The sequence below is a fragment of the Faecalibacterium sp. i21-0019-B1 genome, from assembly GCF_042852915.1.
In the GTDB taxonomy this organism is placed as follows: domain Bacteria; phylum Bacillota; class Clostridia; order Oscillospirales; family Ruminococcaceae; genus Faecalibacterium; species Faecalibacterium taiwanense.
The window spans coordinates 2,740,424-2,765,301 of sequence record NZ_AP031425.1 but is presented as its reverse complement, the minus strand read 5'-3'; the positions used below and the strand labels follow the sequence as shown (position 1 = coordinate 2,765,301).

Genomic DNA, 24,878 nt, shown 5'->3' with positions numbered 1-24,878 from the left:
GGAGAATATGCCGATATGGATAAAAACATGACGCTGGAAAAGCGCATTGCTGCGGAGCTGTACTGCTATCAGGGCAAAATGAGCGTGTTCGTGGACGACCTGCAGGGCCATACCGTGGAGGTGGGCGCGGACGAAGAATTTGAGACGGCATCCACCATCAAGGCGTTTATTCTCGCTGCATTGTATTTGCAGGCGCAGCGCGGCAAAGCAGACCTTGCCGAAGAGATCACCTATGAGCAGAGCCAGTTCGTGGACGGCAGCGGTATGCTGCGCGCGCTGGGCGTGGGCGCAAAGCTCAAGGTGAAGGACACCGCCACCATGATGATCATTTGCTCGGACAACATTGCCACCAATATGATTATTGACTATCTGGGACTGGATACCATTAACGCCTGCATCCGGGAGTTGGGCTTTGCGCATACTGTGCTGCACAATCCACTCCACTTTGACCGCTACCGCCGGCTTGGCACCACCACGCCGCGCGACTACGCGGCGCTGTTCGCCCGCATTGCAAAAGGGGAGCTTGTCAGCCGGGAAGCCAGCGCGGAGATGCTTGCCATTCTGCGCCAGCAGCACTACAACACCATGCTGACCCACGACTTCCCGCAGTATTACCTCGACTGCGAGGAGACCGGCGCGCCGGAGCTGATCTGGGTGGCCAGCAAGAGCGGCAGCATGAACGCCTGCCGCAACGACGGCGGCATCGTCCACACCCCCTACGGCGAGTATGTCATTGTGCTGATGAACAAGGACTTTCACGATATCATCGAGTACAATGAACACCCCGCCATGGTGTACGGTGCCCGCGTCTCGCGGATGATCCTGAATCAGGTGCTGGCCTGTGAGGGCCGGCTGTCCCTGTCCTGAGACGCACGTTCTCCCAAAGAACAAAATTGGAAAAATAAAAGGAATTATAACAATGGGTATCACGCTCTCGCCATGGATGATGGCGTTTCTCGTTCTGATGACGGGCTTTGCAGGCTTTGTGGATTCGGCAGCCGGAGGCGGCGGTCTTATCAGCCTGCCGGCCTATCTGTTTGCCGGGCTGCCGCCCCACTACACCTATGCTACCAACAAATTCAGCGCCGCCTGCGGCACCACTTTTGCCACAGCCAACTTTTTCAAAAACGGTGCAATGAACCTGAAGGTGGGCATCCTTGCAGCCATTGGCAGCTTTGCGGGCAGTGCACTGGGGGCACATATCGTGCTGCTGCTCAGCGATGAACTGCTGCGCACCATGATGTTCCTCATCCTGCCAGTGGCGGCGGTGGTCATTTTGTGGCAGCGCGACCTGCCGGACCAGAACCGGGACGACGGAACCCTGAACCTGAAAAAGATCCTGCTGGCGCTGGGCATCGGCTTGGGCATCGGCCTGTACGACGGCATCGTGGGCCCGGGCACCGGCACCTTTGCCATCATTGCCTTTACCACCCTGATGGGCTTTGACCTGCGCACCGCCAACGGCAACGGCAAGGTGCTGAATCTTGCCAGCAACTACGCCAGCCTGTTCACCTATCTGATGAACGGTCTGGTGGTGTTCCACATCGGCATCCCCTGCGCCGTCAGCAACATTCTGGGCAACCTGCTGGGGTCCCATTTCGCCCTGAAAAAGGGTGCGCGCTTCATCCGTCCCATGATGCTGGTGGTGCTGGTGCTGCTGCTGGGCAAGCTCATCTCGGACGCAGTGCTGTGAGCGCCGGGCGCGCCAGAGGCTCCCTCTCCGAGGAAGCTGGCAAAACCGTCAGGTTTTGACTGGGGGAGCTTGCGCCCGTTTCCCGCTGCAAAAAACAAGCCGGGCAGCCCGCAGGCTGCCCGACTTTGCTCGGATGATCTTTTTTCGGTGGTCGCTTATTCCAGCACCAACCCTTTGTCAAAGAATGCCAGACCAAATGCACCGGGGCCTGCGTGGGTGCCGATGACGCAGCCGATCTGGCGCACCAGCGGTTCGCCCATGTGCAGATTTTCACGGAAGTAGTTCTCGATGGGCTGCACTTCCCGCAGGCTGGAAGAATAACCGGCAACAGCGGCAAAGTCCGGGCTGATGCCGCCCAGCTCTTCGATCTTCTTGAACAGGGCCACATAGGCACCGGGCAGGCCGCGGGCCTTACCGGCCATGGCTACCTTACCGTCCTTGATGGTGATGAGGGGCTTGATGCCCAGCATCCCGCCCGCGACGGCCACAGCGGCAGGCAGACGGCCGCCCTTGCGCAGATACTTCAGATCGTCGATTGCGGCAACCAGATGCAGGTGCTCCTTGGCGTGCTCCAGATCGGTGGCGATCTGCACCAGCGTCTTGCCTGCGTCACGCAGCTGCACGGCCAGACGCACCAGCAGCGATTCGCCCAGACACACGGTGGCACTGTCCACAAACAGCACGTTGTCTACATTGGCGAGGTCTGCGGCCAGCTTTGCGCACTGCCATGTGCCGGACAGCTCGTGGGACAGGAAGATGCCCAGCACTTCGTCCCCGGCGGCAGCGGCTTCCAGATAGAACTTCTCGAACAGCTCCGGGCTGGGCTGGCTGGTGGTGGGCAGCTTGCGGCAGCTGGCCAGATGGGCATAGTACTCGGTGGGGGTCATGTCGATGCCATCCCGCAGGATGCTGCCATCCTCCAGCGTCACGTTCAGAGGGATCACGGTCACGCCCAGCTGCTCGGCTTCGGCGGGCAGGATGTCGGACGCAGAATCGGTGAGAATACGGATCATAAAATACCTCCGGATTTCCGGTAAAAACAAATTCAAGTCATGTTTCCCGACGCTTTGCAACAAAACGTCGGGAAACATTATACCAGAATCCACAGGGAAAAGTCAATTGCCTGAGCGAAAATTGCTTCGTCCCAGCGCAAAATACTTGCATAAAAGCCGCTGCTTATGATAAGATAGGCGCTGAGAACCGCACGGCAGGGAGGGCAGGCCATGGAGCAAAAGGCAAAAACAAGGGCGCTGCTGGCTGCGTTCGGCTGCGCACTGACCTACCTGCTGGCAGGAAAAGTGCTGGCATTTCTGCCTGCCCCGGCGTGGGATGTGCGGGCGCTGAGTTTTGTGCACCACTGCATCGCTGCACCTGTCGTGGAGGAACTGGTGTTCCGCGGGGTCATCCAGCAGCTGGCGCAGCCCTTGGGCAGATGGCAGGCCGCGGCGCTGCAGGCGGTACTGTTTGCGGTGCAGCACGGCACCCCGGCGGGCATGGCGTGGGCGCTTGGCTGCGGCCTTGTGCTGGGCGCACTTCGTGAACGCACCGGCAGGGTATGGCCGGGAATGCTTTTGCATACATTGAATAATCTGCTGGTTTTTGCAGCAGGATAAAGGGGAACCTATGACCGATTCTGAACTGATGGGCCTTGCGCTGGAAGAAGCCCGCAAGGCGGCTGCACTGGGCGAGGTGCCGGTGGGGGCCGTGGTGGCCCGCAACGGCGAGGTGGTAGCTGCCGCCCACAACACCCGCGAGACCGAAAAAAACGCCCTGCATCACGCAGAGCTGCTGGCCATTGATGCCGCCTGCAAAAAGCTGGGCGGCTGGCGGCTGTGGGAGTGCGAGCTGTTCGTCACGCTGGAGCCGTGCCCCATGTGCGCCGGGGCCATCATCAACAGCCGCATCCGGCGGGTGGTATACGGCGCGGCAGACACCAAGGCGGGCTGCTGCGGCAGTGTGACCGACCTGTTTGCAATGCCCTTCAACCACCACCCGGTGGTGGAGCAGGGGCTGCGCGCAGAGGAAGCACAGGAGCTGCTGCAGGCGTTTTTCAAGGATCTGAGGGCACGGCTTGCGGCCCGGCCGAAGTGGAAACCGCCTGTATGACCGGCATGGAATATGAAGAAACCGTAAAAAAGTGGAAGCTGCGTGAAAAAGTAGGCGGCTTCCACTTTCTTTTTTCGGCAAATTGTGCTATATTATTTAATGGTGTTTTGTCGAAACCCATCTTATGCAGCTGTCTGCCGCGCCGAGCACCGGACTTTGACCGGATAAGAAATGGACGCTGAACGGACGGCGATGGGCCGCACAGACATCTCCTGCACGGCATACCTTTGCAGTGCAGAGATCACGACAGGAGGACTATACTCTTGTACGAAGATGAATTTGAACTGACGTTCAATCTGTCGGGTGAGGAGCCGCAGCCGGAACAGGCTGCACAGGAGCCGCCCGTACCGCCAAAGCCAAAGGCGGCAGCACCCGTGGTGGACGAACCCACCCGGGTGATGGTGCTGGAAAAGCCCCAGCCTGCGCCGCAGCCGGAAATGCCGGAGCCTGTGCAGGAAGAGCCGGAGAAAACACCTGCACCTACCGTGCACACAGCAGCCAATGGCCGCTGTGTGCTGATCTCCGGCGGCGACCGCGGCATTGGTGCCGCTGCGGCCCGGGCGTTCTATGCGGCGGGCTACCGCGTGGCGGTGCTGTACCACAGCAATGCCAAAGCCGCTGCAGAGCTGGAAAAACAGCTGCCCGGCATCACCGCCGTGCAGTGCGATGTGGCATCCCGCGCCAGCTGCGAGCTTGCGTTCCGCACCGCAGAACAGGCACTGGGCCGTGTGGATGTGCTGGTGAGCAATGCGGGCATCGCCCAGCAGAAGCTGTTCACCGACATCACCCCGGAAGAGTGGCAGCATATGCTGGACGTGAACCTGACCGGTGCGTTCCACCTGTGTCAGCTGGCGCTGCCGGGTATGATCCGCCGCAAGGCCGGACGCATCCTGACCGTGAGCAGCATGTGGGGCCAGACCGGCGGCAGCTGCGAGGTGCATTACTCTGCAGCAAAGGCAGGCCTGATCGGCCTGACCAAGGCTTTGGCCAAAGAAGAAGGCCCAAGCGGCATCACAGTGAACTGTGTTGCGCCCGGGGTCATTGATACCGATATGATGGCAGCATTCACCGCCGAGGATAAGGCCGCGCTGGCCGAAGAGACCCCTGTGGGCCGTCTTGGCAGCGCAGACGAAGTGGCGCAGCTGCTGGTGTTCCTTGCCGGCGAGGGTGCGGGCTACATCACCGGTCAGGTGTTCGGCGTGAACGGAGGACTTGTGATCTGATGCGCAGGAACACTTTATTACAGGATTTCCCCCGGCGGGAGCATCCCCGGAGCAAGAAGGAGAGAGCAAAATGGGCATGACTTTAAAGGAACTGTTGACGAAAGGCGAAGGCACCATTTCGGCCAAGGAGGCCAAGGCGCTGGCTGCACAGTGCAGAATGGATGAGGAAACGCTCTACACCCTTCTGGAAGAACGCGGCATCAAGGTTCTGGAAGAGGATGCAGAGCCTACGCTGGATGTGGACAGCATTATGGCCGAGGTCGAGAATGCCGAGAACAACAACGATGATATGGGCATCAGCGAGGACGAGGAAGAGCAGAGCGAGGAGAACCCTGCAGACCTGAAGGCTGCCATGGACGAACTGCTGGACGACCCCGTTAAGAACTACCTCAAGCAGATCGGCCAGATCCCGCTGCTGAGCGCGGAGCAGGAGGTGGAGCTGAGCCGCCGCATCCATGCCGGTGCCGAGGCGGCGCACATCCTGCAGGCCGACCGCCAGAAGTACGGCGGGCCGGAGTACATCAAAAAGAACAGCGCCCGCTTCTCGTTTGAAGAGGACGAGAACAGCCGCAGCTATACCGAAGATCTGGACGAGGAGGGCAACGAGAAGCCCAGCGAGGATGCCGAGGAAAAGGCTGCCGAAGAGGAAGCTATGGAGGCTGTGGAGAACGGCCCCCTGAGCGACGAAAAGCGCGCTGAGCTGCTCAAGACCCGCCGCGATGGCCTGAACGCCCGCCGCAGCCTGAGCGAAGCGAACCTGCGTCTGGTGGTGTCCATTGCCAAAAAGCATGTGGGCCACAATCTGGCATTCCTGGATCTGATCCAGGAGGGCAACATCGGCCTGATCAAGGCTGCCGAGAAGTTCGACTGCGACCGCGGCTTCCGCTTCTCCACCTATGCAACCTGGTGGATCCGTCAGGCCATCACCCGTGCCATTGCGGATCAGGCCCGTACCATCCGCATTCCGGTGCACATGGTGGAGACCATCAACCGGATGCGTCAGGCCACCAACCAGCTGGTGTACCAGAACGGCCACGAGCCGACCCCGGAAGAGTTGGCAAAGGCCATGGATATGAGCGTGGAGCGTGTGCGCGAGATCCAGCGCATGGCACAGGAGCCGGCAAGTCTGGAAAGCCCCGTGGGTGAGGAAGAGGATTCCTCTCTGGGCGATTTCGTCGCAGACGAAAACGCCGAAGCCCCTGGCAAGGCCGCAGACCGCGCCATGGTGGCACAGCAGATCAATCTGGCTCTCAAGAGCCTGACCCCTCGTGAAGAGAAGGTCATCCGCCTGCGCTTTGGTCTGGACGATGGCCGTCCCCGTACGCTGGAAGAGGTTGGCCGTGACTTTGGCGTTACCCGTGAGCGTGTGCGCCAGATCGAGGCAAAGGCGATCCGCAAGCTGCACAGCCGCAAGTGCCTGTCCCTGCTGAACGGCCTGATCGAGTGATAAAGTAAAACTCCCTCAGCCATCGCTGCGCGATGCCAGCTCCCTCAGAGAGGGAGCCCTTGGCAAAACCGGAAAGTTGTCCGTACTGCCAAAGGCCCCATCTCCGAGGGGGCTGTCTGCGTAAGCAGACTGGGGGAGTTTTTGCGTAAAAAACGACTTTTTTGCAAAAATCCAGATTTTTTTGCAAAAACCTCTTGCCAAACGGTGGAAACTGTGGTATTATAACTGAGCTGTGATTGCGCTGCTATAGCTCAGTTGGTAGAGCGCATCCTTGGTAAGGATGAGGTCTCCAGTTCGAATCTGGATAGCAGCTCCAGCTCAGATGCCCTGAAGTCGAAAGATTTCGGGGCGTTTTTCTTTGTGTAGATCGTTTCTGCTGTGCGGGTCCGGAACAGGGCAGAGCGGGCTTTGAACTGCTCTTTCAGGCTTTTTTGCGTTTTTCGTAAATTCATGCTTGACAAGCGGACGCTTTTTCGATATAATAAAGCACGTTCCGGCGGTAAGCGCCGCGCGAAACTTGAGCGATCATGGCCCGGTAGCTCAGTTGGTTAGAGCACCAGCCTGTCACGCTGGGGGTCGTCGGTTCGAGCCCGATCCGGGTCGCCATTTGCTGCTATAGCTCAGTTGGTAGAGCGCATCCTTGGTAAGGATGAGGTCTCCAGTTCGAATCTGGATAGCAGCTCCATAGCAGACACCTCGAAGCCTTAGGACTTCGGGGTGTTTTTTTGTTGTATGACTGCAAAAGCAGGCTGACGGAGCGCGGATTGCTTTGAGTACAAAAACAAAACGCACAGGCTCCGAAGAACCTGTGCGTTTATGGCAGGGGTAGTAAGTTTCGAACTCACGGCACGCGGTTTTGGAGACCGCTGCTCTACCAGCTGAGCTATACCCCTATAGGCATTCGCTGAATGCTTTGTTATTATAGCCGATGCAAAGGCGAATGTCAAGCATTTCTTTCAAGATTCAGGCATTTTTCGTGCCGCAGCTGCAACAGCCTTCTTTTTTATCGGATGCAGGCAGCTGGCTGGAAAGCTGTTCCAGCGTTACGCTGTCGATATACTGGTTGATCACCTCATCAAGGCCGGTCCAGAAGGGCAGGGTGAAGCACTGCTCCCACATGGGGCACTCGTTGGTCTCGCTGCCAAGGCAGGGAATGGGTGCCACGCTGCCCTCAATGGCGCGCAGGATCTCGCCGGCGGTGTAGTCGGCAGGGGCTTTGGTCAGGCGGTAGCCGCCCTGACTGCCGCGCTCGCTTTTTACAAGGCCCACACGGGCCAGCGGGGTCACGATCTGCTCCAAATATTTCAGGCTCAGGTTCTGCCGCTCACTGATCTCCTTCAGGCTCACGGTGGTGCCCGGCGCATAACGTGCCAGCTCGGCCATCAGGCGCAGGGCATAACGGCTTTTGGTCGAAAATTTCATGGCGATCCTCTCCTTATTGCTTCCTATAGTATAGCACGTTGCTCGGATTTTGCAAAGGTATCCTCTTGTGCAAACAAAAAAGGTCTGCTATCATAGGATGGATAAGAGGATATTATAAGGAGTGAGAGTATGAGTGAGAAGATCACGGCTGCCGATGCCATCCGTCTGCTGGATGCACACGAGGCGGCTGCTGTAGATGTCCGGGAGCCGGACGAGTTTGCCGTGGGCCACATCCCCGGCGCAAAGCTGCTGCCGCTGGGTCAGGTGCTGAGCCGTGCGGCTGAGGTGCTGCCGGATAAGAACGCTGTATGGCTGGTCTACTGCCGCACCGGCCGCCGCAGTGCCGATGCCGTGCGCAAGCTGGAAAGCCTTGGCTACACCCGCCTGTACGATCTGGGCGGCATCCTGAGCTGGCCCTATGAGATCGAGGGCGACTTTGAAGGGCATTTTTAAAAAGAAAGAAGGATAACTCCATGTCGTTCCACGCAAAAGATTTTGCCGGCAGTCACTGCGGCTGCCGCTACCAGCAGGACTACCGCCCTACCTTGGGCCGCGACGGCAAAAAGGAATCCGGCACGCTGGAGGTCATCAAGTTCTATTACGATGGTGCCATCCGCTTTGAGCAGCACTGCTACGGCGAAGCCGCAACCTTCGTGTTCGGCGTATGGGCGTCCGGCATGGACAAGGACGGCACCCTGCACTGGGTGCTGCCCGACCGCCGCAAGAGCTACTACGACGAGGCGTATCTGCCCAAAAAGCTGGACCGCGTGGACGAGACGGGCAATCTTTACTTTGACGGCAGCAATTTTCCGTGGAAGCTGGCGGACGATTTTGCCGAGGATAAGCGCTGGGGCTACCCCAAGTGGAAGGTGGTACTGGGAAAACTGACCGGAAAGGGCAAAAAAGGTGACTGAATCACGAAAATCCAGTATTCATATTGACATACTAGGGAATGATATGGTATAACTTATCCGTTGAAAGGATTCCGCATCTGCACAGGGCATGCAAGGCTCCCGCAGACGCGTTCAATAAGAAAGGATCATTCCTATGGAAAACATGGAAAAAGTGGTTTATCTGGATAATGCTGCCACCACTCCCTGTGCTCCCGAGGCACTGGAATTGATGGTCAAAGCCCTGAGCGGTGCCTGCGGCAACCCCAGCAGCCATTACAGTGTGGGCTATGAGGCTAAGGAATTCGTGGACACCGGTCGTGCGCAGGTGGCAAAGGCCATCAATGCAAGTCCGGCTGAGCTCTTCTTTACCAGCTGCGGCTCCGAGGCTGACAACTGGGCCGTAAAGGGCACCGCCTTCACCAAGGCACGCCAGAACAAAAAGCACCTCATCACCAGCGCTTTTGAGCACCATGCCATCATGCACAGCATGGCTGCACTGGAGCGCATGGGCTTTGAAGTGACCTATATCAAGCCCACCGCCGAGGGCTACATCCGCCCCGAGGACGTGGAAGCTGCCATCCGTCCCGATACCGCGCTGGTCAGCATCATGATGGCCAACAACGAGATCGGCACCATCCAGCCCATCAAGGAGATCGCCGAGGTCGCTCACAAGCACGGTGTCTGGATGCACACCGACGCGGTGCAGGCTGTGGGTGCCATCCCCGTGGATGTGAAGGAACTGGGCGTGGATATGCTGTCCATGAGCGCCCACAAGTTCAACGGCCCCAAGGGCATGGGTGCCCTGTATTGCCGCAAGGGCGTATGGCCCCAGAACCTGATCGATGGCGGCAGTCAGGAGGCCCGCCACCGTGCAGGCACCGAGAACGTGGCCGGCATTGCTGCCATGGGCAAGGCGCTGGAGATCGCCACGGCGCATCTGGATGAGCGCATGGCCCACGAGAGCGAGCTGCGCGATTATGTCATCGACCGCGTCCTCAAGAACATCCCGGAAGCCCGCCTGAACGGCGGCCGCAGCCCCCGTCTGCCCAACAATGTGAACATCAGCTTCCCGGGTCTGGAAGGCGAGACCATCCTGCTGGATCTGGATATGCACGGCATCTGCGCCTCCACCGGCTCTGCCTGCAACTCCGACAGTCTGGACCCCAGCCACGTCCTGCTGAGCATCGGCGTGCCTGAGGAGATCGGCCACGGCTCCATGCGGTTCACCTTTGGCCCGCAGAACACCATGGAAGAAGCAAAATATCTGTGCGACGTGCTGGAGGAAGTGATCCCCCGCCGCCGTGCTATGAGTTGTATGTGGCTGCAGGGCCAGAACACGGCCCGCCAGTTCAGCCTGAAGGGAGAGCAGTAATTATGGCAAGCATGTATAGCGCAAAGGTCATGGAGCATTTTGCAAATCCGCACAATGTGGGTGAGATCCCCGACGCAAACGGCGTGGGCGAAGTGGGCAACCCCAAGTGCGGCGATATCATGCGCATGTACCTGAAGATCGAGAACAACGTGATCGTGGATGTCAAGTTCCTCACCTTCGGCTGCGGTGCCGCCATCGCCACCAGCAGCATGGCCACCGACCTCATCAAGGGCAAGACCATCGACGAGGCGCTCAAGCTGACCAACAAGGCCGTTGTGGAAGCTCTGGAAGGTCTGCCTCCCATCAAGGTGCACTGCTCTGTTCTGGCAGAGCAGGCCGTCAAGGCTGCTCTGTCCGACTACTACCGCCGTCAGGGCATCGATCCGGAACCCATCGTGGGTAAGCTCGAAGAGGACTGCGACCACTGCGAGAGCTGCGGCCACTGATCCCCGCAAAGGACGCTTCAGGGGACACCGTTTTGTGCGGTGTCCTCTTTTTTGCAAAAGACTGCGCTGTTGTATCCTATCCAAAACGTAATAAAGCAAGTGTAAAATATTATTTGTTTACAAAAATACCCTGAATATACACTCGTTCATGAAAAATTCATATATTGTTCAGAATGAGTTCACCACTTTTCGGTATAAGTAGGGCAACACAGGCGCAAAGAGCGCCGAACTCCCACGGAAGCGGACGAAGAACAGGGCAAAGAACGGTTCGCGGCACGCACTGCAATGCAGGTGCGTCGGCCCCGGAAAACGTCCCGCCGCACAGGAAAGGAAACGAGTTAGTATGAAAATTGGTTTTTGGGAACTTGTCGTCATCGTGATCGTGGCGTTCGTGTTCATCGGCCCGGATCAGCTGCCTGTCTACGCAAAGAAGATCGGCAAGATGCTGCGTGAACTGAAAAAGTACACCGGCGCTGCTTCTGAGGAGATCCAGAAGAACGTTGTGGAGCCGCTGAATGAAATCCAGGCTCCCCTGAAGGAAGCTGTTGCCCCGCTGACCGATATCAAGAAGGATATCGACAACAGCGTCAAGGATGTGACCAAGAGCTTTACCGGTATCGGCAAGACCAGCAAGGAGGAAGCTGCCAAGGCGGAAGCCGCCGAGGAAGTGACCGAGCTGACCGAGGAGCCGGTGGAAGAGCTGGAAGAGGACGCTGCATCTGCTGCCAAGGCAGAGGAGAGCGCTCCCGCTGAGGAGACCACTGCACCTGCCGAGAAGGCCGAAGAACCCGCCGCCCCGGTTGAAAAGGCCGAGCCTGCTGCAGAAGCGGCTCCCGCACAGGAAGCTGCCGAGGCTGCTCCTGCGGCCGAGCCGGTGGAGGAAGACCCTCGTCAGAATGATGTTCTGCCGAAGGACTGATTACTTACTGGATGCACCCGCGCCCGCGGTTGCCTGATACATGCAATAAGCCCGCCACGCGGCGCGGCAAAGTAAAAAGGAGATTTTTATTATGCGTATTGGTACTAACGAACTGCTGATCATCCTGGTCGTCGCTCTGCTGATCTTTGGACCCAAGAACCTGCCGAAGCTGGGCAAGATGTTCGGCAAGACCATCAACGGCTTCAAGAAGGGCATGGAGGACGAGGAAGGCTCCGATGATTCCGAGGAGAAGACCGAGAAGCAGGTTTCCAAGAAGGACGAAGACGAGGAGTAATTGTGGCTACGAACGTTAAGCGCAAAAAGAAAAAAGCCGAAGTCATGGCAGAGGACGGCAGCATGACGCTGACCGGCCATCTGAAAGAACTGCGGAACAGGCTGATCATCTGCGCGGTGGTGTTCGTGGTGGGTGTTGTGGTCTCGCTGGCATACGCCGACCGTCTGATCGATCTGCTCACTGCCATGGGCCGCGACTATTACGAGTTTGTTTCCATTGCCCCGCAGGAAAAGCTGATGCAGTATTTCCGCGTCTCCATTCTGGCAGGCGTGGTGGTCACTGTGCCGGTGGCGTTCTACCACATCTATGCATTTGCAAGGCCGGGTCTGAAACGGAGCGAGAGCACCTTCTTCAAGCTGGTCATGCTGCTGGGCCTTATCCTGTTCTGCGTGGGCGTGCTGTTCGCCTACAAGCTCATGATGCCCTTCATGCTGCGTTTCCTCAGCACCGGCATCGAGGGTGCCGAGTACATCCAGACCACCACCAGTATCGAGAGCTATGTCAACCTCTGCTTGACCATGTTCATCATTTTTGGCTGCGTGTTTGAGATGCCTCTGATCACCATCATCCTGTCCAAGATGGGCATTATCAACCCGCAGCTGCTCAAGCAGGTGCGCGGCGTTGCCATCGTGATCATCTTCTTCATCGCGGCCGTTGTCACCCCGCCGGATATCGTGTCTCAGTGCATGGTGGCCGGCCCCATGGTGCTGCTGTACTTCATCAGCATTCTCCTGAGCGGCATCTTCTATAAGCCGAAAGAGGACGATGATGACGAAGAGGATGACGAGGATGAGGACGAAGAGTAAGCTCTGACTTCTGGTTTTCTGTTTTATCATTGCAAAAGCAAAGGCTGCTGCGCCATTTGGTGCAGCAGCCTTTTTGTATGTGGAAAATGCTTCCGGTGCAGAGCGTAATCGCGTGGGGCAGATTCTATGGCTTTTGCAAAAGGCATTACCGCCGAATATGTACTCTTTTGCACGCACAAAAGAGTACCAGAAAGGACGGCGGTGCCCGTAGGGCATGAAAGCCCCGGTGGGGCTTTCAAGGCGCAGACCGGTTTGCGCAGCAAATGCTGTGTGTTCAACACAGCAAGGTCTCCGCTACTTTCGAGGCGCGGGAGGCGGCGGCCTGCGGCTCCCTGCGTCTGCTTCGTGCCTTGCGCGGTGCAGGCTGCTGCCCCAACTCGTCCAGAGCGAACGCGGCGGCAATTCCAAATCGTTGCTGCTCAGTCTATACAAGCCACCCGCCCTGTGCTAGAATGAAACCAACAAATCAAAGGCGGTGAAACCATGCACCCACTCCCGGAATATCCTCGCCCGGCTATGCGCCGGGACAGCTATGAGAACCTGAACGGCCTGTGGAAGTACGCCATTACTCAGACGGCAGAATACCCCGCTGCGTGGGACGGCAGCATTCTGGTGCCCTACTCTCCGGAAACAAAGGCCTCCGGCGTGGGCCGCACCCTGCAGCCCGGCCAGTGGCTGCACTACCACTGCACCTTTGCTCCCCCTCCGGGAGAAGGGGGTCGGGTGCTGCTGCACTTCGGCGCGGTGGACGATGCCTGTGCGGTGCAGGTGAACGGTCATCTGGTGGGCGGCCATCGGGGCGGCTACTGGCCCTTCACACTGGATGTCACCGCCCAGCTCAACGATACGGGCCGCAACAGCCTGTGGGTGGCCGTGCAGGACCCCACGGACAGCGGTACGCAGGCCCGGGGCAAGCAGACCCTGAAGCCCGGCGGCATGTTCTATCCGGCCCAGAGCGGCATCTGGCAGACGGTCTGGCTGGAGCGTGTGCCGGAAAACTACATCCAGTCGCTCACGGTCACGCCGGACTACGATGCCCGCACCGTGACCGTGAAAGCCCATACTTCCATGCCCGGAGGTGCAGTGAACCTGTGGGCCGTGGTGCGGGCCGGGGGCGTGACCATTGCCGAGGACTGGGGCAGCGACGAAGCGGACCGGGACGGCGAGGTGACGCTGAACATCCCGGAGGAACATTTCTTTCCGTGGAGCCCGGATACCCCGTTTTTGTATGACCTGACCGTGGGCACCACGCAGGGAGGAGAGGAACAGTTCGACACCGTGCACAGCTACTTTGCCCTGCGCAAGTGGAGCTGTGAGCCGGATGCGCGGGGCGTGCTGCGCTTCTGCCTGAACGGAAAGCCCATCCTGCTCAACGGCCTGCTGGACCAGGGCTACTGGCCGCAGGGCCTGTATACCCCGCCTTCCGATGCAGCGGTGGAGCGGGAGCTGAGCGAGGTGAAAGCGCTGGGATTCAACCTGCTGCGCAAGCACGCCAAGATCGAGCCGCAGCGCTGGTACTACCACTGCGACAGGCTGGGCCTTGTGGTCTGGCAGGACATGGTGAACGGCGGCAGCAGATACAACCTGTGGTTCGTCACCTACCTGACCAATGTGCTGCAGCCCCTTGTGCGCCGCCTGCCCGACGCAGAGCCGCTCTGGGGCCTGCTGAGCCGCGGAAAAGCATCCAGCCGGGAAACATACCGCAAAGAGCTGCAAGCCACCGTGGAAGCCTTGCACTGCCATCCGTGCATTGGCTGCTGGGTACCCTTCAACGAAGGCTGGGGCCAGTTTGATGCGGCCGGGGCAGTGCAGGCCATCCGCACGCTGGACGATACCCGCCTTGTGGACGAGGCCAGCGGTTGGTATGATCAGGGCGGCGGAGATGTGTGCTCCATCCACAACTATTTCTATCCGCTGCATGTAAAGCCCGGAAGCCGTACCGTGGCCTTGAGTGAATACGGCGGCATTGCATGGCCCATGCCGGGGCACGAAGCACCGGGCAAAACCTACGGCTACGGCACGGCCAAGAGCCGCGCAGACCTGACCGCCCGCTGCAAAAAGCTGCAATTGGGCACGGTGCTGCCGCAGCTCAAAAAAGGACTCTCGGCGCTGGTGTACACCCAGCTGACGGATGTGGAAGATGAGGTGAACGGTCTGTTTACCTATGACCGGGCCGAGATCAAGCCGGATGCCAATGCCGTCCGCTCGGTGAATGCTGCCCTTGCCGCAGAGTTCGCAAAAGTGACGCGGTGAAAGAAAAAACTCCCTCAGTCATCGCTGCGCGATGACTGAGGGAGTTTTATGTTACAGCAGCTCTCAGCTGTTGGCGCTGTTGTTCACGATCTTTTTGGCGGGCAGTTTGTTCATGGCAGAGCTGTCCAGATCGTGTGCCAGCTCTGCACCGCCTGCGGCCAGTGCGTCGTCCAGCTCGCCGCCCTTCATATCGCTCAGGATCTGGCTGCGCAGGTCGTCCAGCGAAGAAACGCTCAGCGGGTCTACACGCACCATCAGGAGTAGGGTGGAGCCGTTGATCTGCACGGCAGCGGCTTCGCCGTAGGAAAGGCTGCGCAGAGCATCGGCAGCACCGTCCTGCGTAAAGGCCGAAGCAACATCGCTCTCGGTCAGCAGCTCGGTCTGGACGCTGGCGCTGTCGTCGGAGGTTTCGCTGTCCAGCACAGCGTAGATGTCCGGCAGGGCATTCTGTGCGGCCTCATGCAGGACACTCACCTGATCCGAGACCGTCTCGCCGCCTGCGGCGTTGACGCTGTCGGCAGCGGCCTGTGCCAGCTTGAGCATCTCGGCCTTCTGGTCATCGTCCGCAGAGGCGTAGGTGCTGGTATTGTACAGCGGGATGCTGATGTAACAGATCTCATACATGCTGTCGTCCAGATGGCTGGTCAGCTCGTCGTCCTCCACTGGGGTCTCGCCGTCCGGGCCGTAGACCATATCCAGCAGGGCGGTGTGCTCCACCTGCAGACGTTCATATGCCTTGACGGTCTCCAGACCAATGCCGTTGGCGGTGTAGGTGTCGCCGTACTGGTCCATCATCTGCTGGGCATAGCTGTCGGAAGAAGAGATCTGTTCGTCGGTCAGCTTGCCGCCCAGCTCCTTGAAGCGGGCATCCACAGCGGCCAGCGTTTCCAACGTTTCCTGCGTTTTCTGGGCCACATAGTCGCTCACAACTGCGGTCTCGCCGCTGTCAGAGTCGGTGGTGATGGTCTCTTTCAGGAAGGCTTTTACGTCGGTGGTGTCCTGATCGGTGCCGGCAAGCTGGGCGGCCTGCTGGTAAGCACCGTACTGTGCCAGCAGATACATGCCGGAGGTGATCTCAAAATCACCGATGCTGCCCACGGTGTTCGGGGCGGAAATGGTGCAGCCCACAAGGCTGAACACCAGTGCAAGTGCGCAGATCAGCGCGAGAAGTTTCTTTTTCATGGTAATGCTCCTATGATGTTTATTTTTGCTCGGCGGAGGCAAGGATCTCTGCCATCGCCTTGAGGATGCTTTGCAGCAGCTCCAGCGGCTTTTCGTCGGGCTGAAGCGTGACCGAGAGATAGGGCCGGTTGCCTGCACCGGCGGTGACGCGGCCATTGAAGGCCACCAGCAGGCCCCGGATCATGGGCAGCTCCAGACTTTCCAGCTGCAGGGTGAGGGTGTCCTTTTTCTGGGTCACTTCGGTCACGCCCACAGTGCTGGCCTGCACGCGCACCAGCGACACGTTCACCAGATCGCTCACCGAGGGCGGCGGGTCGCCGTAGCGGTCGATGAGCTCGTCCAGCACATCGGCGGCATCCTCTGCCGTCTGGATGGCGGCAATGCGCTTATAAGCTTCAATGCGGCCCGGGCCGTCTGCGATATATTTCTCCGGGATGAAGGCATCCACCCGCAGGTCCACAAGGCATTCGCTCTTGTCCCGCCGGACAGGTTCGCCCTTGGCCCGGGCAATGGCCTGCCCCAGCATCTTCACGTAGAGGTCGTAGCCCACGGCCTCCATGTGGCCGTGCTGGCTGTGGCCCAGAAGACTGCCCGCACCCCGGATCTGCAGATCCCGCATGGCGATGCGGAAGCCGGAGCCGAAGGCCGTGAACTCCCGGATAGCGGAGAGCCGCTTCTGGGCGATATCGGTCAGGGTCTTGTCCCGCCGGAAGGTGAAGTAGGCATAGGCCTTGCGGCCGGAGCGGCCCACCCGGCCTCTTATCTGGTACAGCTGGGCAAGGCCCATGCGGTCAGCGTCCTCGATGATGAGGGTGTTGCAGTTGCGCACGTCGATGCCGGTCTCGATGAGGGTGGTGCACACCAGAATATCGATCTCGCCGTTCAGCAGATGCTGCCACACGGGGTTCAGCTCTTCCTCGGTCATCTTGCCGTGGGCAATGCCGATGCGTGCGCCGGGCACCAGCTTGCTCACATGGGCGGCGCAGGCTTCGATGTTGTCCACCCGGTTGTGCAGGTAGTACACCTGCCCGCCCCGGGCAAGCTCCTTCTTCATGGCTTCGGCAAGGATCACGTCGTTGTATTCCAGCACAAAGGTCTCCACGGGCTGCCGCTCGATGGGCGGCTGCTCGATGGTGGAAAGGTCCCGGATGCCGCTCATGGCCATGTTCAGCGTGCGGGGGATGGGGGTAGCCGAAAGGGTGAGCATGTCCACCCCGATGAAGTTCTCCTTGAGCTTTTCCTTGTGCTTCACACCGAAGCGCTGCTCTTCATCGATGATGACAAGGCCGAGGTCATGGAACTTCACGTCCTTGGACAGCAGCCGGTGGGTGCCCACCACGATGTCCACACTGCCCGACTGCAGGCCCCGGAGGGTCTCCTTCTGCTGTTTTGCGGTGCGGAAGCGGGACATCATCTCCACCTTTACGGGAAAAGCTTCCATGCGGGAGAGGATGGTGTTGTAGTGCTGCCACGCCAGCAGGGTGGTGGGGGCAAGGATGGCGCACTGCTTGCCGCCCATCACGCACTTGAAGGCGGCGCGCAGGGCCACTTCGGTCTTGCCCACGCCCACGTCGCCGCACAGCAGGCGGTCCATGGGCCAGCCCTTTTCCATGTCCTGCTTGATCTCGGCGGTGGCGTTCAGCTGGTCGTCGGTCTCGTCGTAGTCAAAGCGGGTCTCAAAGTCCCGCTGCCAGTCGCCGTCCGGCGGGAAGGCGTAGCCCGTGGCCTGACGGCGGCGGGCGTAGAGCTCGATCAGTTCCTGCGCCATCTCCTCGGTGGCTTTTTTTACCTTGGCGCGGGTGCGTTGCCACTCGGCGCCGCCCAGCTTTGCCAGCTTTACCTTTTCCTCGTCGCCGGGGGCGGTGTAGCGGCTCAGCAGGTCCAGCTGGGTCACCGGTACATACAGCACGTCCGAGCCGGAGTACTGCACCTTCAGGTAATCTTTCGTGGCACCCTGCACTTCCAGCCGCTGGATGCCCGCATACATGCCAATGCCGTGGCTCTGGTGCACCACATAGTCCCCGGGCTTGATGTCCGAAAGGCTGGAAAGGGCGTTCTTGTTCTTTTTGCGCTTTTTGGTCTCGGCGGAGGTCTCTTCCTCCAGACCGTGCCTGCGGCTGGACAGCACCGCCGCATGGGCAAACGGAAAGGTGCACCCGGCGGTCAGATGGCCCGGCAGCACCTGTACGATGCCTTTTGTGGGCCGCACATCCCGGCTCATGCTCACGGAGTAGCCCTTGTCGGCAAGGTCGCGGGTGAGGGCGGCGGCACCCTTGGGCGTTCCGGAGAACAGGGTGACGGCATAGCCCTGCGCAATGAGCGGGTCAAGGTCTTCCCGCAGGGAAGCAAGGTCGCCGTTCCAGTTGGGGGCGGCAAAGGCCTCGGCGTTGATGAGGTCTTTCAGCTTAAATTCGTTCATGCCGCGCAGGAAGTTCTCGCACAGCAGGGTGCTCTGCTTCTGGGCGGCAGCGGCAAGGTCGTCCATGGTCTGGTAGAGTACATCCAGCCCGGGGCAGAGCACACCCTCTTCCAACAGGCCGGTCAGCTCTTCGCTGCGACGGAACTCGGTGGCCTTCTGGGCATCCCGGATGCCGCCCACCTCGTCCAGAATGAACAGCGGTGTGTCCAGATGATCCAGCAGGGTGGCCGGGCTCGGATAGCGCAGGCCGTAGTATTTATCCATGGCTTCCGGCATCAGGCCGGAGTCCAGCTGAGCAAGGTCGGCTTCCGTGGCCTTTTCCAGTGCGGTGCGGTGCCGGCCACGTGCCTTTTTGATGGCGGCACGCAGGGCCTCGGCAGTCTCGGCGGTATCGCCGAACAGCACCTCGCGGGCAGGGGAAAGATAGATCTTTTCCAGTGCGCTGTCCCGCCGCTGGGTGAGCAGGTCGAAGGAAGAAATGGAATCGATCTCGTCGTCCCAGTACTCCACGCGGGCAGGCTGGCGCATATCCGGCGCATAGATATCCACGATATCGCCGCGCACACTGAACTGTCCCGGGCCGTCCACCTGACTGCGCCGCACATACCCGGCGGCGAACAGCCGGGCCACAAGACCCTCACGGTTATACACCATGCCGGGTTTGAGGGTAAGAGTGTTCTTTAAAAATTCATCCCGGGGCACGGTGTACTGCAACAGCGCTTCGGCGGGCACGCAGACCGCGTTCAGCCGCCCGCCTGCAAGGGAACCCAGCACCGAAAGGCGGCGGTACTCGTACTCGCGGCCCGCGCCCTCCACTGGGCGCAGCATAAAGTCCCGGGGCGGGAACACCGCAGCGGCAAGCCCCAGTGCCTTGAGGTCGTCCGCAAAGTGGGTGGCCTCGGCCTCGCCGGGGGTCACGATGCACAGCACCCGGCCAAGGTCTTTTTGCAGCGCGGCGTACAGCAGGGCACGGCCTGCGGGCGGCAGACCGAACAGCGCTACCGGGCCGGGCTGTGCAAAGCTGGCGGCGATCTTCTGATATTCCGGTGTGGCCTTGAGTAAGGCTTCGTACATGGAAAAACCTCCTTTCCTACTGGGATGACGATTTGAAATTGCCGCCGCAGACGGGTTGCGGCACCCAGCATCTGCTTCACGCCTTGAGCGGCGCTCGCATCTTGCTGGCCGCTGCCCCAACAACTCCTCCCTGTTTCCGCCACTGGCGGCGGTCGTCGCTGTTGCGCTTTGGCAATGGCAGAGGAATGATTATTTTTTATTTGCAGCAGAGAAAAGCCTGCGGGCTTTTCTCTGCTGCTTTTTCACGAGAGGGGGCGTGACCTCAAAATGCATCAAAGAACATAAATGCAGCTTGCCAGTGCTGCCCCACTCGGTGAAAATGTGTTTGGAGCGGCCCGCAGGCCGCGACAAACACAAACAATAAAAATAAAATTCCGCTGAAAATGCCCAGAGCGCAAGCGGAGGGCGTTTTAAATGGGGCTCTTACCCGTTATATTTGCTCTGTGCCAGACTCAGCTTGCCGTCCATGATGAGCTTTGCGGCGGCTTCCAGATCAGGGTAGCGGCCGCTCAGAGCCTTGGCATCCTCTGCCGGGAACTTGCCCAGCACCCACGCGGCAAGGTCGTAGTCCGGGTGGGGCTTGGCACCCACGCCGATGCGGATGCGGGGGAAGTTCTCCCCGCCCAAGCGGGCGATGATGCTCTTCAGGCCGTTATGTCCGCCTGCGGAGCCGGAGGGCCGGATGCGCAGCTTGCCGGGGCTCTGGGTGATATCGTCGCACAGAACGATGACGTGGTCGGCGGGGATCTTGAAAAAGCCCGCCGTGGGGGCGATGGAGTCGCCCGAAAGGTTCATGTAGGTCAGGGGCTTGAGCAGCACCACCTTGTGGCCGTCCACTTCGCCCTGACCCCACAGGCCTTCAAATTTGGTTTTGCTGACCGAAATGCCCCACTTGTCGGCCAGATAGTCCAGCGCGGCATAGCCCGCATTGTGGCGGGTGCCGTCGTATTTTGTTTCCGGGTTGCCAAGACCGGCGATCAGCCAGATGTCATTTGTATTCATGAGTGTTATATTTTCCTTTTTGTGATAAATTGTCCGATGCAAGTCCTAAGTATAACATACGCGCGTGCAAAAAGATATACATTATAAGCGAAAAAGATGCACCTGCAAACAAAAACCGCCGCGCAGGGCCATCCTGTGCAGCGGTCTGTACGCGAAAAACGGACAGCTTACTTGCTCTGCTCGTCTTCCAGCTTCTTTTTTTTGGCAATGTAGGCTTCCATCTTGGGCTCTGCCCAGCCCTCCAGATTGGTCTGGCGGTCACGGGCGATGCCCAGCGCCTGTGCGGGCACGTCCTTGGTGATGGTGCTGCCGGCGGCGGTGTAGGCACCATCGCCCACCTTCACGGGGGCTACAAGGTTCGTGTTGCAGCCGATGAAGCAGTAATCGCCGATTGTAGTGCGGAACTTATCCTTGCCGTCGTAGTTGCAGGTGACGGTGCCGCAGCCGAAGTTGCAGTACTTGCCCACGTCGCTGTCGCCGATATAGGTCAGGTGGCTCACCGTGTTGCCACGGGCAAAGTTGGAGTTCTTGGTTTCTACATAGGCACCCAGATGCACGCCGTAGTCGGTGACGGTGTTCACCCGCACATGGGTGAAGGGGCCGATGTTGTTGTGAGGGCCGATGTGGCTGCTGTACACCTGACTGGCGTTGACGGTGCTGCCCTCGTCTACGATGCTGTCCTCAATGAGGGTGTTGGGGCCGATGATGCAACCCGCACCGATGACCGTTCTGCCGCGCAGGATGGTACCGGCCAGAATGACGGCACCCGGGGCGATGACCACGTCCGGTGCGATCTGCACGGTGCGGCTGTCGATGATCACGCCGTTTGCGATGTGCTGCAGCAGAATGACCTCGCGGGCGGCTTCGGCGGCATCCAGCTGCTCACGCGCTGCATTCAGCGCAGCAGAAGAAACAGAATTTTCCATACGATAGATCTCCCTTCCGGCACGGCGGCTCCCGGCGGGTGGATGATAAGGCCTGACCCGGAAAAATGATGCATCCATATCCAAAGATGGATACAACAGAAGCTTTGCGCCGACAAAAAAGAAAAGCTGAAATTACAGGGATAGAAAGTTGTATCCAACAGACGGATAATCCGCGTCAGAAAACAAAAAACCTCTCGAACTTTCTCCCATTTTATACTACCTTAAAACTTGGCAAATTTCAAGGGATTTGCATAAAAAATAACAGACAAATTCGGGATTTTGCATGGTGGAAAGGAATGGATTTTCTGGTATAATAGTTTAGCATTCACAAACAATGTTCATCGGTCGAGTTTTTAAGACAAGGCAAACGATGAGACTGCGGTGCGGCTGTGCTGCAGTCACGAATGGGAGGTAAACAACGCATGAGCAAAAAGTATCTGTACTACTTCAGCGAAGGCAATGATGCTTTCGGCGGCGACAAAGTCACCATGAAGAATACTCTGGGCGGCAAGGGTGCTGGTCTGGCAGAAATGACCGCAGCCGGTATGCCGGTGCCGCAGGGTTTCACCATCACCACCGACGCCTGCACCCAGTATTATGCAGACGGCCGTCAGATCAATGACGAGATCACTGCTGATATCTTTGAGCACCTCAAGGGTCTGGAAGAGATCACCGGCAAGAAGTTCGGCGATAACCAGAACCCCCTGCTGGTCTCCGTCCGTTCCGGCGCACGTCAGTCCATGCCCGGCATGATGGACACCATCCTGAACCTGGGCCTGAACGACGAGGCTGTTGAAGGTCTGGCAAAGAAGACCGGCAACGCCCGTTTTGCATACGACTGCTACCGCCGCTTTGTGCAGATGTTCGCGGACGTCGTTATGATGGTCCCGAAGAGCCTGTTCGAGGTCGAGATCGACAAGATGAAGGAAGCCAAGGGCGTCAAGAACGACGTTGACCTGACTGCTGATGACCTGAAGGAACTGGTCGGCACCTTCAAGAAGATCTACGAGGAGAACGAAGGCCGTCCCTTCCCGCAGGATCCCCGCGATCAGCTGATCGAGGCTGTCAAGGCCGTCTTCCGCAGCTGGGACAACCCCCGTGCAAATGTCTATCGTAAGATGAACGAGATCCCCTACGAGTGGGGCACCGCAGTCAACGTTCAGCAGATGGCATTCGGCAACTCTGGCGACCGCTCCGGCACCGGCGTTGCATTCACCCGTGACCCCGCCACCGGCGCTAAGAAGCTGATGGGCGAGTACCTGATCAATGCACAGGGCGAGGACGTTGTGGCCGGCGTGCGCACTCCTTCTCCCATCAGCCATCTGAAGGATCAGATGCCTGAGGTGTACGATCAGTTCGTTGAGATCGCGACCCGTCTGGAGAACTACTTCCGCGATATGCAGGATATGGAGTTCACCATCGAGGACGGCCATCTGTACATGCTGCAGACCCGTAACGGCAAGCGTACCGCTCAGGCTGCTCTGCAGATCGCATGTGATCTGGTGGACGAGGGCATGATTACCGAGCAGGAAGCTGTCCTGCGCGTGGAGCCCAAGCAGCTGGATACCCTGCTGCATCCCCAGTTCGACGCCGCTGCCCTGAAGGCCGCCGAGGTCGTCGGCAAGGGTCTGGCAGCTTCTCCCGGTTCTGCCTGCGGCCAGATCGTCTTTACTGCTGAAGAGGCAGAGGAGATGGTCAAGTCCGGCAAGATGAAGAAGGTCGTTCTGGTCCGTCTGGAGACCAGCCCCGAGGATATCGTGGGCATGCAGGTCTCTCAGGGCATCCTGACCGTCCGCGGCGGCATGACCAGCCACGCAGCTGTTGTTGCCCGTGGTATGGGCACCTGCTGTGTCTCCGGCTGCGGCAATGACAACGAGGTCAAGATCGACGAGGAAGCAAAGACCTTCGAGATCAATGGCCACAAGTTCGCCGAGGGTGACTGGATCTCCATCGACGGCTCTACCGGCAACATCTACGGCGAGCAGGTCGCTACCGTGGCCGCTACCGGCAATAAGAACTTCAACCGCTTCATGGGCTGGGCAGACGCTGCTCGTCAGCTGCTGGTCATGACCAACGCTGATAACCCGCGCGACGCACAGCAGGCAGTGGATCTGGGTGCTGAGGGCATCGGCCTGTGCCGTACCGAGCACATGTTCTTCGCAGAGGATCGCATCAAGGCTGTGCGTGAGATGATCTGTGCACGTACCGTGGAAGAGCGCGAAGCTGCTCTGGCCAAGGTCGAGCCGTTCCAGCAGGGTGACTTCGAGGCCATGTACCGCATCATGGGTGAGCGCCCGATGACCATTCGTTATCTGGATCCGCCTCTGCACGAGTTCCTGCCCACCAAGGACGAGGACATCAAGGAGCTGGCTGCCGATATGGGCATGACCTTCGATGATCTGAAGAACGTGGTTACTTCTCTGCACGAGTTCAACCCCATGATGGGTCACCGTGGCTGCCGTCTGGCTGTTACCTACCCTGAGATCGCTGCGATGCAGACCCGCGCTGTGATCAAGGCTGCTCTGAACGTCTCTGCTGAGACCGGCCATATGATCACCCCGCACATCATGATCCCGCTGGTCGGCGAGGTCAAGGAGCTGAAGTTCGTCAAGGACGTTGTGGTCAAGGTCGCAGACGAGCTGATCGCTGCTGCAGGCGTTGAGATGAAGTATCAGGTCGGTACCATGATCGAGATCCCCCGTGCAGCCCTGACTGCCGGCGAGATCGCCAAGGAAGCCGAGTTCTTCAGCTTCGGCACCAACGACCTGACCCAGATGACCTTCGGCTTCAGCCGTGATGATGCCGCCAAGTTCCTGGGCGCATACTACGAGAACAAGATCTACGAGAGCGATCCGTTCCAGCATCTGGATCAGATCGGCGTTGGCAAGCTGGTCAAGATGGCTGCCCACGACGGCCGCGAGACCCGTCCCGATCTGGGTCTGGGCATCTGCGGCGAGCACGGCGGCGACCCCACGAGCGTGGAGTTCTGCCACAATGTCGGTCTGGACTACGTCAGCTGCTCTCCCTTCCGTGTGCCTATCGCACGTCTGGCTGCCGCTCAGGCTGCTATTAAAAACCCGAGAGCATAAGGCTTTTATAACGAATTATCGTTAAAAATCGAGAATAAAATAAGGCTCACCGTCAATTTTGGCGGTGAGCCTTATTTGTTTGCTCATGTATGAGATGAATCATGTTTAACACAGAGCTGCTTCCCAGAAGCATCACAGATACACCTCCACGGTAAGGTCGGTCCACGCTGCACGGCGGAACTGGTGGGGCATCTGGTTGGCTTCCCGGTAACGTTTGGCGGTTTCAAAGTCGATGGTGAAGGTGAGGATTCAGAATACGCTTATTGCTGGTCAGAATGCCGTAATCCTTTTCCAGATCATCCCGGATCCTA

General features: G+C 59.0%; 22 protein-coding genes and 4 tRNA genes. 19 read left to right on the top strand and 7 right to left on the bottom strand.

Annotation, left to right across the window (positions count from 1 at the left end; all coding sequences use genetic code 11):
- Window positions 1-15: 15 nt before the first annotated feature.
- Window positions 16-867, top strand: a complete 852-nt coding sequence (locus tag ACGHP1_RS13710; RefSeq protein WP_223388555.1) for a serine hydrolase — start codon at window positions 16-18, stop codon at window positions 865-867.
- Window positions 868-919: 52 nt separating this feature from the next.
- On the top strand, window positions 920-1,693 hold the full coding sequence (locus ACGHP1_RS13705; protein WP_097774417.1) for a TSUP family transporter: 774 nt from the start codon (window positions 920-922) through the stop codon (window positions 1,691-1,693).
- A 155-nt stretch (window positions 1,694-1,848) separates the two neighbouring features.
- Here the strand turns inward: ACGHP1_RS13705 and ACGHP1_RS13700 are convergent, their stop codons facing one another.
- Window positions 1,849-2,706: a DegV family protein gene (locus tag ACGHP1_RS13700; RefSeq protein WP_044953264.1), complete on the bottom strand. Its 858-nt coding sequence runs from the start codon at window positions 2,704-2,706 to the stop codon at window positions 1,849-1,851.
- Between the two features lie 210 nt (window positions 2,707-2,916).
- On the opposite strand from ACGHP1_RS13700, the gene ACGHP1_RS13695 reads away from it, so the two are divergent.
- The 8 genes from ACGHP1_RS13695 (at window position 2,917) to ACGHP1_RS13660 (ending at window position 7,154) form a co-directional block, all read left to right on the top strand.
- On the top strand, window positions 2,917-3,306 hold the full coding sequence (locus ACGHP1_RS13695; RefSeq protein ID WP_332376802.1) for a CPBP family intramembrane glutamic endopeptidase: 390 nt from the start codon (window positions 2,917-2,919) through the stop codon (window positions 3,304-3,306).
- A gap of 10 nt (window positions 3,307-3,316) precedes the next feature.
- Window positions 3,317-3,799 carry a nucleoside deaminase gene (locus tag ACGHP1_RS13690; RefSeq protein ID WP_005937887.1) on the top strand — a complete coding sequence of 161 codons (483 nt, stop codon included), beginning with the start codon at window positions 3,317-3,319 and terminating at the stop codon, window positions 3,797-3,799.
- A complete protein-coding gene (locus ACGHP1_RS13685) occupies window positions 3,796-3,981 on the top strand; it encodes a hypothetical protein (protein ID WP_143405584.1) in 186 nt (61 codons plus the stop codon). Before ACGHP1_RS13690 ends, ACGHP1_RS13685 begins: the two co-directional genes overlap by 4 nt.
- A gap of 81 nt (window positions 3,982-4,062) precedes the next feature.
- Window positions 4,063-5,022, top strand: coding sequence for an elongation factor P 5-aminopentanone reductase (gene ymfI / locus ACGHP1_RS13680; RefSeq protein WP_390509678.1), 960 nt, complete (start codon window positions 4,063-4,065; stop codon window positions 5,020-5,022).
- A 70-nt stretch (window positions 5,023-5,092) separates the two neighbouring features.
- A complete protein-coding gene (locus ACGHP1_RS13675; RefSeq protein WP_005937878.1) occupies window positions 5,093-6,469 on the top strand; it encodes a sigma-70 family RNA polymerase sigma factor in 1,377 nt (458 codons plus the stop codon).
- A 240-nt stretch (window positions 6,470-6,709) separates the two neighbouring features.
- Window positions 6,710-6,785, top strand: a tRNA-Thr gene (locus tag ACGHP1_RS13670).
- A 213-nt stretch (window positions 6,786-6,998) separates the two neighbouring features.
- Window positions 6,999-7,075 (top strand) — tRNA-Asp (locus ACGHP1_RS13665).
- Between the two features lie 3 nt (window positions 7,076-7,078).
- Window positions 7,079-7,154 (top strand) — tRNA-Thr (locus ACGHP1_RS13660).
- Between the two features lie 132 nt (window positions 7,155-7,286).
- Here ACGHP1_RS13660 and ACGHP1_RS13655 read toward each other — a convergent pair.
- Both ACGHP1_RS13655 and ACGHP1_RS13650 read right to left on the bottom strand, forming a co-directional pair.
- Window positions 7,287-7,362: transfer RNA gene (locus tag ACGHP1_RS13655), tRNA-Trp, on the bottom strand.
- A gap of 70 nt (window positions 7,363-7,432) precedes the next feature.
- Window positions 7,433-7,891, bottom strand: coding sequence for an Rrf2 family transcriptional regulator (locus tag ACGHP1_RS13650; RefSeq protein ID WP_005937871.1), 459 nt, complete (start codon window positions 7,889-7,891; stop codon window positions 7,433-7,435).
- 129 nt (window positions 7,892-8,020) lie between these two features.
- On the opposite strand from ACGHP1_RS13650, the gene ACGHP1_RS13645 reads away from it, so the two are divergent.
- The 8 genes from ACGHP1_RS13645 (at window position 8,021) to ACGHP1_RS13610 (ending at window position 14,875) form a co-directional block, all read left to right on the top strand.
- Window positions 8,021-8,344, top strand: coding sequence for a rhodanese-like domain-containing protein (locus ACGHP1_RS13645; protein WP_005937868.1), 324 nt, complete (start codon window positions 8,021-8,023; stop codon window positions 8,342-8,344).
- 20 nt (window positions 8,345-8,364) lie between these two features.
- The gene (locus tag ACGHP1_RS13640; protein ID WP_154256342.1) at window positions 8,365-8,805 is read left to right on the top strand and encodes a hypothetical protein; all 441 of its coding nucleotides are present in this window, start codon (window positions 8,365-8,367) and stop codon (window positions 8,803-8,805) included.
- A 133-nt stretch (window positions 8,806-8,938) separates the two neighbouring features.
- Window positions 8,939-10,156 (top strand): cysteine desulfurase family protein, encoded by a 1,218-nt coding sequence (locus tag ACGHP1_RS13635; protein ID WP_097774421.1) that lies wholly within the window; start codon window positions 8,939-8,941, stop codon window positions 10,154-10,156.
- A gap of 2 nt (window positions 10,157-10,158) precedes the next feature.
- Window positions 10,159-10,602 carry a Fe-S cluster assembly scaffold protein NifU gene (gene nifU, locus ACGHP1_RS13630; RefSeq protein WP_005937858.1) on the top strand — a complete coding sequence of 148 codons (444 nt, stop codon included), beginning with the start codon at window positions 10,159-10,161 and terminating at the stop codon, window positions 10,600-10,602.
- 343 nt (window positions 10,603-10,945) lie between these two features.
- On the top strand, window positions 10,946-11,521 hold the full coding sequence (locus ACGHP1_RS13625) for a twin-arginine translocase TatA/TatE family subunit (RefSeq protein ID WP_291015257.1): 576 nt from the start codon (window positions 10,946-10,948) through the stop codon (window positions 11,519-11,521).
- A 91-nt stretch (window positions 11,522-11,612) separates the two neighbouring features.
- A complete protein-coding gene (gene tatA / locus ACGHP1_RS13620) occupies window positions 11,613-11,816 on the top strand; it encodes a twin-arginine translocase TatA/TatE family subunit (RefSeq protein ID WP_005937852.1) in 204 nt (67 codons plus the stop codon).
- Between the two features lie 2 nt (window positions 11,817-11,818).
- Window positions 11,819-12,622: a twin-arginine translocase subunit TatC gene (tatC, locus tag ACGHP1_RS13615; RefSeq protein WP_097781276.1), complete on the top strand. Its 804-nt coding sequence runs from the start codon at window positions 11,819-11,821 to the stop codon at window positions 12,620-12,622.
- Between the two features lie 483 nt (window positions 12,623-13,105).
- A complete protein-coding gene (locus ACGHP1_RS13610; RefSeq protein WP_390509677.1) occupies window positions 13,106-14,875 on the top strand; it encodes a glycoside hydrolase family 2 protein in 1,770 nt (589 codons plus the stop codon).
- Window positions 14,876-14,938: 63 nt separating this feature from the next.
- Here ACGHP1_RS13610 and ACGHP1_RS13605 read toward each other — a convergent pair whose 3' ends face one another.
- From ACGHP1_RS13605 to ACGHP1_RS13590, 4 genes are all read right to left on the bottom strand, one after another.
- Window positions 14,939-16,057: a foldase gene (locus tag ACGHP1_RS13605; protein WP_390509675.1), complete on the bottom strand. Its 1,119-nt coding sequence runs from the start codon at window positions 16,055-16,057 to the stop codon at window positions 14,939-14,941.
- A 19-nt stretch (window positions 16,058-16,076) separates the two neighbouring features.
- Complete coding sequence (mfd, locus tag ACGHP1_RS13600) at window positions 16,077-19,550, bottom strand: transcription-repair coupling factor (protein ID WP_390509674.1); 3,474 nt, start codon at window positions 19,548-19,550, stop codon at window positions 16,077-16,079.
- A 423-nt stretch (window positions 19,551-19,973) separates the two neighbouring features.
- On the bottom strand, window positions 19,974-20,552 hold the full coding sequence (gene pth, locus ACGHP1_RS13595) for an aminoacyl-tRNA hydrolase (RefSeq protein WP_338427953.1): 579 nt from the start codon (window positions 20,550-20,552) through the stop codon (window positions 19,974-19,976).
- Between the two features lie 167 nt (window positions 20,553-20,719).
- Window positions 20,720-21,478: a DapH/DapD/GlmU-related protein gene (locus ACGHP1_RS13590; RefSeq protein ID WP_005937832.1), complete on the bottom strand. Its 759-nt coding sequence runs from the start codon at window positions 21,476-21,478 to the stop codon at window positions 20,720-20,722.
- A 422-nt stretch (window positions 21,479-21,900) separates the two neighbouring features.
- Between ACGHP1_RS13590 and ppdK the strand changes: the two genes are divergently transcribed.
- Entirely contained in the window at window positions 21,901-24,567 is a 2,667-nt protein-coding gene (gene ppdK, locus ACGHP1_RS13585; RefSeq protein WP_390509672.1) for a pyruvate, phosphate dikinase, read from the top strand.
- The last annotated feature ends 311 nt before the right edge of the window (window positions 24,568-24,878 follow it).

Bases quoted from the DNA above. Each gene is read 5' to 3' on its own strand.
- ACGHP1_RS13710 (WP_223388555.1), top strand. From the start codon at position 16: ATGGATAAAAACATGACGCTGGAAAAGCGCATTGCTGCGGAGCTGTAC.
- ACGHP1_RS13705 (WP_097774417.1), top strand. From the start codon at position 920: ATGGGTATCACGCTCTCGCCATGGATGATGGCGTTTCTCGTTCTGATG.
- ACGHP1_RS13700 (WP_044953264.1), bottom strand. From the start codon at position 2,706: ATGATCCGTATTCTCACCGATTCTGCGTCCGACATCCTGCCCGCCGAA.
- ACGHP1_RS13695 (WP_332376802.1), top strand. From the start codon at position 2,917: ATGGAGCAAAAGGCAAAAACAAGGGCGCTGCTGGCTGCGTTCGGCTGC.
- ACGHP1_RS13690 (WP_005937887.1), top strand. From the start codon at position 3,317: ATGACCGATTCTGAACTGATGGGCCTTGCGCTGGAAGAAGCCCGCAAG.
- ACGHP1_RS13685 (WP_143405584.1), top strand. From the start codon at position 3,796: ATGACCGGCATGGAATATGAAGAAACCGTAAAAAAGTGGAAGCTGCGT.
- ACGHP1_RS13675 (WP_005937878.1), top strand. From the start codon at position 5,093: ATGGGCATGACTTTAAAGGAACTGTTGACGAAAGGCGAAGGCACCATT.
- ACGHP1_RS13650 (WP_005937871.1), bottom strand. From the start codon at position 7,891: ATGAAATTTTCGACCAAAAGCCGTTATGCCCTGCGCCTGATGGCCGAG.
- ACGHP1_RS13645 (WP_005937868.1), top strand. From the start codon at position 8,021: ATGAGTGAGAAGATCACGGCTGCCGATGCCATCCGTCTGCTGGATGCA.
- ACGHP1_RS13640 (WP_154256342.1), top strand. From the start codon at position 8,365: ATGTCGTTCCACGCAAAAGATTTTGCCGGCAGTCACTGCGGCTGCCGC.
- ACGHP1_RS13635 (WP_097774421.1), top strand. From the start codon at position 8,939: ATGGAAAACATGGAAAAAGTGGTTTATCTGGATAATGCTGCCACCACT.
- nifU (WP_005937858.1), top strand. From the start codon at position 10,159: ATGGCAAGCATGTATAGCGCAAAGGTCATGGAGCATTTTGCAAATCCG.
- ACGHP1_RS13625 (WP_291015257.1), top strand. From the start codon at position 10,946: ATGAAAATTGGTTTTTGGGAACTTGTCGTCATCGTGATCGTGGCGTTC.
- tatA (WP_005937852.1), top strand. From the start codon at position 11,613: ATGCGTATTGGTACTAACGAACTGCTGATCATCCTGGTCGTCGCTCTG.
- ACGHP1_RS13610 (WP_390509677.1), top strand. From the start codon at position 13,106: ATGCACCCACTCCCGGAATATCCTCGCCCGGCTATGCGCCGGGACAGC.
- ACGHP1_RS13605 (WP_390509675.1), bottom strand. From the start codon at position 16,057: ATGAAAAAGAAACTTCTCGCGCTGATCTGCGCACTTGCACTGGTGTTC.
- mfd (WP_390509674.1), bottom strand. From the start codon at position 19,550: ATGTACGAAGCCTTACTCAAGGCCACACCGGAATATCAGAAGATCGCC.
- pth (WP_338427953.1), bottom strand. From the start codon at position 20,552: ATGAATACAAATGACATCTGGCTGATCGCCGGTCTTGGCAACCCGGAA.
- ACGHP1_RS13590 (WP_005937832.1), bottom strand. From the start codon at position 21,478: ATGGAAAATTCTGTTTCTTCTGCTGCGCTGAATGCAGCGCGTGAGCAG.
- ppdK (WP_390509672.1), top strand. From the start codon at position 21,901: ATGAGCAAAAAGTATCTGTACTACTTCAGCGAAGGCAATGATGCTTTC.